Genomic DNA, 5722 nt, shown 5'->3' on the forward strand with positions numbered 1-5722 from the left:
TCGGCAAGTCCTTCCGCAACGAGATCACCCCGGGCAACTTCATCTTCCGCACCCGTGAGTTCGAGCAGATGGAGCTGGAGTTCTTCGTCAAGCCGGGCACCGATGAGGAGTGGCACCAGCACTGGATCGACGCCCGCATGCAGTGGTACGTCGACCTGGGCATCAACCCGGAGAACCTGCGCTTCTACGAGCACCCGAAGGAGTCGCTGTCCCACTACTCCAAGCGCACCGTCGACATCGAGTACGCCTACAACTTCCAGGGCTCGAAGTGGGGCGAGCTGGAGGGCATCGCCAACCGCACCGACTACGACCTCAAGGTCCACTCCGAGGGCTCCGGCGAGGACCTGTCCTACTTCGACCAGGAGTCGAATGAGCGCTGGATCCCCTTCGTCATCGAGCCGGCCGCCGGCCTGGGCCGCGCCTTCATGGCCTTCCTCGTCGACGCCTACCACGAGGATGAGGCACCGAACGCCAAGGGTGGCGTCGATACGCGCGTCGTGCTCAAGCTGGATCGCCGCCTGGCGCCGGTGAAGGTCGCCGTCCTGCCGCTGTCGAAGAAGCCGGAGCTGTCCGAGCCCGCGCAGGAGATCGCCAACCAGCTGCGTCAGCTGTGGAACGTCGAGTACGACACCTCCGGTGCCATCGGGCGTCGTTACCGTCGTCAGGACGAGATCGGTACCCCGTTCTGCGTGACCGTCGACTTCGACACCCTCGAGGACAATGCCGTCACCGTCCGCGAGCGCGACACCATGGCCCAGGAGCGCGTGAAGATCGACGAGCTGCAGGACTACCTGGCCACCCGCCTCGTGGGTTGCTGATCATGCACTACACCAGCTGGGACCGCAGCGACGTCGACCGGCCCGTCCTCCTCGCCGAGGCCGGCCCGGAGGTGCTCGCGCGTTTCGACAAGACCTCCGCGGACGTTGACGGTCAGCGGTGGACCCTGGCCTTCGACCCGGAGACCGGTGCCACCGCCACGCTTCTCGACGCCCCCGTCCTCACCGCCGAGGCCAACTTTAAGAAGGACAAGTCGATCCCCGTCTCCATCGGGAACCAAAGCTACGTCCTGGTCAACGAGGCATCCAACAACTGGATCATCGACGACGAGAACGGCACCAAGGTCGCGCAGTTCTCCGGCGGCAACAACGGTGTGCGCAAGGCCATCCTCGAATTCGAGGGGGAGACCGACCTGCCCCGGGAGGCCGTCGTGGGTCTGAGCTGGCTGGCCCGCCTGGTGCTCGAGCAGCGCCTGAGCCGATCCTCCACGGCTGTCATCGCCACCCTGGCGCTGATGACCGTCGCCGCGATCCTGGCGTTCATCATCTAGATGGGGCCCTGGTTCTGGGAGGGCAACGAGCTTTTCGACGCCCGCCGCGAGCTCCTCGCCACCGTCCGTTCCGACGTCATCCTCTTCGGCGATGACCGGCTCCTGGTGGAATCCGAGCCTGGGCCCATCCAGTTCCGGGCCCGGGCCACCACCGGCGACGGCCGGGTGTTCACCCTCGCCCAGAACGGCTTCACCGTGAGCATCCTCCACGCCGACTGCGCGGGGCGGGAGTACACCCTGCGCCGCAGCAGCATCTGGCGCAAGGAACGCGCCATCTACAACGCCTGGGGTGAGATCGTCGCCCGCGTCCGCCCGCTCATCTCCGGCCGGGTGGAACTGCATGCCGGGCCGACCGCAGACGAGTTGCCCCCCATCGACGCGGTGTTCCTGTCGTGGGGGTGCGTGCTGGTCGATTCCCCGGTGCGCCGGCCGCGGGTGTAGGACCCGCCCCTAGAAGGAGCCGCCGCGGAAGCCGCCCCCGCCGAAACCTCCACCCCCGAAGCCTCCGCCGCCGCCGAAGCCACCTCCGAATCCGCCGCCGCGGCCACCGCCGCCGAGGATCTGGCCGATGACCATGCCGGTGACGATGCCGCCCATGTTGGAGCCGCCACCGCGGTGGTTCATCTGCTGGCGGCGACGGTAGTCGTTGTAGTCCGACTGGGCGCGCTTAAGGGCGCGCTTGGCGGCGGTCGTCGCCTGGCGGGCGTAGTCGGTGGCCTGCCGGGTCTCGGAGGTCCGCAGCTGGAGTGCCTGCGCCTGCAGTCGCTTGGCGTCGGCCAGCATGGTGCGGGCCTCGGCCTTGACCACCCGGCCGCGGGAGGCGATGAAGTCCTCGGCGGCCTGGATGGACACGCCGGCGGCCTGGAGCTGCTGATCGAGCAGCTGCAGCTGGCGGGTCTGGTCGGCGGTGGTCTCGCGGACGCGGTCGAGCTGCTCGTCGAGTTCGGCGTCGATGTCGGTGAGCATGGTGAAGGCGCCGAGGGGGTCGCGGGAGGACTGCGCACGGGCCTCGTCGACGACCGTGATGGCGCGGCCCACGACCTCGTCGAGCTGCTGCCAGTCGGCGCGGGCACCCTCGGAGACACCCCGGCGCTTGAGGTCACCGGCCTCCCGGATCTCGTCCTCGACCTCCTGGAGGAGGTCACCCAGCTGGGCCTGCGCGGTGGCGATGTTGTCGTCGGCGTGCTCGATGCCGCTGAGCATGCGGTCGGCGACCTCGATGGCGTGCTCGGAATCGCGGATGGCGTCGATGAGCCCACCCTGCTCGCCGGCGGGTCGGGCCTCGAGCTCCCGGGCGATGGTCAGGGATTTTTCGGCCTCGTCGAGGGAGGCGCCGGCGAGGTCGACGTTGTCGTCGATGGACTCAAGCACCTCCGGGGCGTAGCGGGAGCGCAGGCCCGCCAGCTGCTCCTCGGCGCGCGGCAGGCGGGTACGCAGGTCGACCGTGGCCTGGGTGAGTTCGTCGATCTTGCGGTCGGCGGTGGCCAGCAGGTTGCGCATGCTGGCGAAGGACTCGGCCTCGGCGTCGAGGGCGTCGTCGGCCTGGCCGCAGGAGGAGATGATGGACACCAGCATGGAGCGGCGCTCCGCCTCGGTCTCCGGGATGGAGTCGTTGAGGCGCTGCTGCAGGGCGAAGGCCTTCTGCAGGGTGGTGGTGGAGTGGTTCATCGCGCGGGTGAACGAGCGCGTGCGCTCGGGCCCGAACTCCGCGATGGCCAGGTCGAGCTCCTCGCGGCTGCGGCGGATGGACTCGTCGGTGGAGACGAGCTCCTCCTGGGCGAGCTGCTCGAGGGTCTCCATCGGCAGGGAGGCCAGGCGACGGGTGTCACCCGGTTCGATCGCGCGGGAATCCTCCAGCACCGCGGCCGAGGTCTGCTGCCGCTTGCGGCGGGAGTAGGCGTAGATGCCGCCACCGGCCGCGACCGCCGCCGCGGCACCGCCACCGAGCCAGGCCAGGGATTCGCCCGACATCTCGCCGGAGGTGGCGGCCGCCTCCACGGCGGCATCACCCGCGCCGTACCAGTCATCGCTGGCCAGGTGAGGGAAGGCGGCGTCCGCCATGCGGTCGACCTCGGACTGCGGCCACTCGCTGCCGCCGTTGATGCCGAACTGACGGTCCTCGGTGGCCACCGCCATGACGACGGTGTTGTCGCCGCCGCTGGCCGCAACGGCCTGATCGGTCCACGCCTGAGGGGTCAGGCCCCCGAAGCTCGGCAGGTACACCACGTAAATCGACTTGTAGGAGTCGATCTTGTACTGCTGGATCTTGTCGGTGAGATCAGCGCTCTGGGAGGCGTCGAGCACGCCGGAATAATCGGTGACCGGGCTGGTGAGGTTCTCCGGGGCCACCGCAGTGTCCGCAGGCTGGGCCTGCACGGTCTCGGCGGCCAGTGTCAGGGGGGCGCCACCGAGCAGCGCGGCAGCGCCGATCACGGCGGCCGCGGCCAGTGTCTTCGGGCGGGGCAGCATGCGTTTCATGCCGCCCAGACTACCGTTTAGAAGGTGATCCGTATTCTGCTCCATGCTTATCGACGCCGCCGCCCGCCCGCCCCGGCCGACAGCCTCGTGGTGCTGGGCACGGCGCAGTACGACGGCACCGCCTCCCGGCAGTTCGCCGCCCGCCTGGATCACGCCCTCCACCTGTGGGAGACAGGGGTGGCCGACCACGTCTACACCCTCGGCGGGAAGTTGCCCGGGGATCGTTTCACCGAGGCGCAGGTGGGTAGGTCCTACCTCGTCGAACGCGGAGTGCCGGCCACGGACGTCACCGAGGTGCCGGTGGGCAATGACACGGTGGGGTCGTATGAGGGGCTCGTCGATAAGCATGAACCGGGGCGCGTGATCGTGGTGACCGATCCGAACCACGCCCTGCGCGCCGAGATCCTGGCTAGGCAGGCCGGGTTGGAGGCGGTGAGCTCGCCGACGCGCACCAGCCCGACGCGGTTTCCCGCGGCCGCCTGGTGGCGCACGCTGGCGCACGAGGTCGGCGGAATGGCGGTGGTCGATGTGTCCCGCGTCCTGGGACGGCGGCGGGCGGCTAGGGTGGAAACACTGTTGCGCCAGGTGGAGGCCCACGTGCGGCCCTCGCGTCGGGCGCGCCATGACGCCCTCGGTGGGAAGTGAAGGGACAGATGTACGAGTACTCGGCTGCAGACGTGGAGCGCAGGTTCGAAGAGACCCCCAAGGGCAGCGAATTCGATGACTCCCAGCCGGATCGCCGCGGGGATTTCGGCCGTGACCGCGCCCGCGTGCTGCATTCCGCTGCCCTGCGGCGCCTGGCGGATAAAACCCAGGTGGTCGGCCCCCGGGACGGGGACACTCCGCGCACGCGCCTGACGCACTCGCTCGAGGTCGCGCAGATCTCCCGCGGTATCGGCTCCGGGCTGGGGCTCGACCCGGACCTGTGCGAGATGGCCGGACTCACCCACGACATCGGTCACCCGCCCTATGGCCACAACGGCGAGGTGGCGCTCAACGAGGTCGCCGCCGACTGCGGAGGTTTCGAGGGCAACGCCCAGACGCTGCGCATCCTCACCCGGCTGGAACCGAAGACCATCTCGGAGAAGGGGGAGAGCTTCGGCCTCAACCTCACCCGCGCCGCGCTCGACGCCGCGTGCAAGTACCCGCGGACCCGCACCAACGCCGACGGCAGCGTCAACCGCAAGTACGGCTGCTACGACGAGGACGCGGAGATTCTGGCCTGGCTGCGCGCCGGGCACAGCGACGAGCGGCCCTCCATGGAGGCGCAGACCATGGACTGGGCCGATGACATCGCCTACTCCGTCCACGATGTCGAGGACGGCATCGTCTCCGGCCGCATCACCCTCCACGTGCTGTGGGACCTGGTGGAGTTGGCCGCGCTCGCCGAGAAAGGCGCGCGTGCCTTCGGCGGCACCCCGGAGATGCTTCTCGACGCCGCCGATTCCCTCCGCCAGCTCGCCGTAGTCAACCGGTCGATCGACTTCGACCGCACCCTGGCCGGATACGCCCACCTGAAGAAGATGACCTCCGAGCTGGTCGGGCGCTATGTCGGCGCCACCGTGGGCGCGACGGCCGGCCAGGAACTGTTGGGCCGTGAGCACGGTCGGCTGGTGGTGCCTGCGCAGGCGCAGGCGGAGGTGACCCTGCTCAAGACCATCGCCGTGCTCTACGTCATGGACGCCCCCGCCCACCTCGACCGGCAGGATCGCCAGCGCGAACGCATCTACCGGGTTTTCGACTACCTCACCGCCGGCGCCCCCGGCTCCCTCGACCCGATGTTCCGCGCGTGGTGGGAGCAGGCTCCGGATGCGGCGGCGCGACAGCGCGTGGTCATCGACCAGATTGCCTCGATGACGGAATCCCGGCTGGAGCGGCTGGCGAAGCGTTCGGCGGGGCTGGCGGCGTTTATGGGTT

The 5722-nt window shown here is 69.4% G+C and carries 6 protein-coding genes; 5 read left to right on the forward strand and 1 reads right to left on the reverse strand.

Annotation, left to right across the window (positions count from 1 at the left end):
* The 3 genes from Q4F73_RS10950 to Q4F73_RS10960 form a co-directional block, all read left to right on the forward strand.
* Nucleotides 1-818 (forward strand): glycine--tRNA ligase (locus tag Q4F73_RS10950; RefSeq protein ID WP_303359381.1); only part of this gene is annotated, 818 nt, incomplete at its 5' end.
* A 2-nt stretch (nucleotides 819-820) separates the two neighbouring features.
* The gene (locus Q4F73_RS10955; RefSeq protein WP_303359382.1) at nucleotides 821-1327 is read left to right on the forward strand and encodes a hypothetical protein; all 507 of its coding nucleotides are present in this window, start codon (nucleotides 821-823) and stop codon (nucleotides 1325-1327) included.
* The gene (locus Q4F73_RS10960; protein ID WP_303359383.1) at nucleotides 1328-1768 is read left to right on the forward strand and encodes a hypothetical protein; all 441 of its coding nucleotides are present in this window, start codon (nucleotides 1328-1330) and stop codon (nucleotides 1766-1768) included. It begins immediately after the preceding gene.
* A 9-nt stretch (nucleotides 1769-1777) separates the two neighbouring features.
* On the opposite strand, the gene Q4F73_RS10965 is transcribed toward Q4F73_RS10960, so the two are convergent.
* Nucleotides 1778-3805, reverse strand: a complete 2028-nt coding sequence (locus Q4F73_RS10965) for a TPM domain-containing protein (protein ID WP_303359384.1) — start codon at nucleotides 3803-3805, stop codon at nucleotides 1778-1780.
* A 24-nt stretch (nucleotides 3806-3829) separates the two neighbouring features.
* Here Q4F73_RS10965 and Q4F73_RS10970 point away from each other — a divergent pair, with 24 nt between their 5' ends.
* Nucleotides 3830-4450: a YdcF family protein gene (locus tag Q4F73_RS10970; protein ID WP_303359385.1), complete on the forward strand. Its 621-nt coding sequence runs from the start codon at nucleotides 3830-3832 to the stop codon at nucleotides 4448-4450.
* Nucleotides 4451-4458: 8 nt separating this feature from the next.
* A partial coding sequence (locus Q4F73_RS10975) for a deoxyguanosinetriphosphate triphosphohydrolase (RefSeq protein WP_303359386.1) occupies nucleotides 4459-5722 on the forward strand: 1264 nt, incomplete at its 3' end.

The organism is Corynebacterium sp. (assembly GCF_030535495.1).
GTDB lineage: Bacteria > Actinomycetota > Actinomycetes > Mycobacteriales > Mycobacteriaceae > Corynebacterium.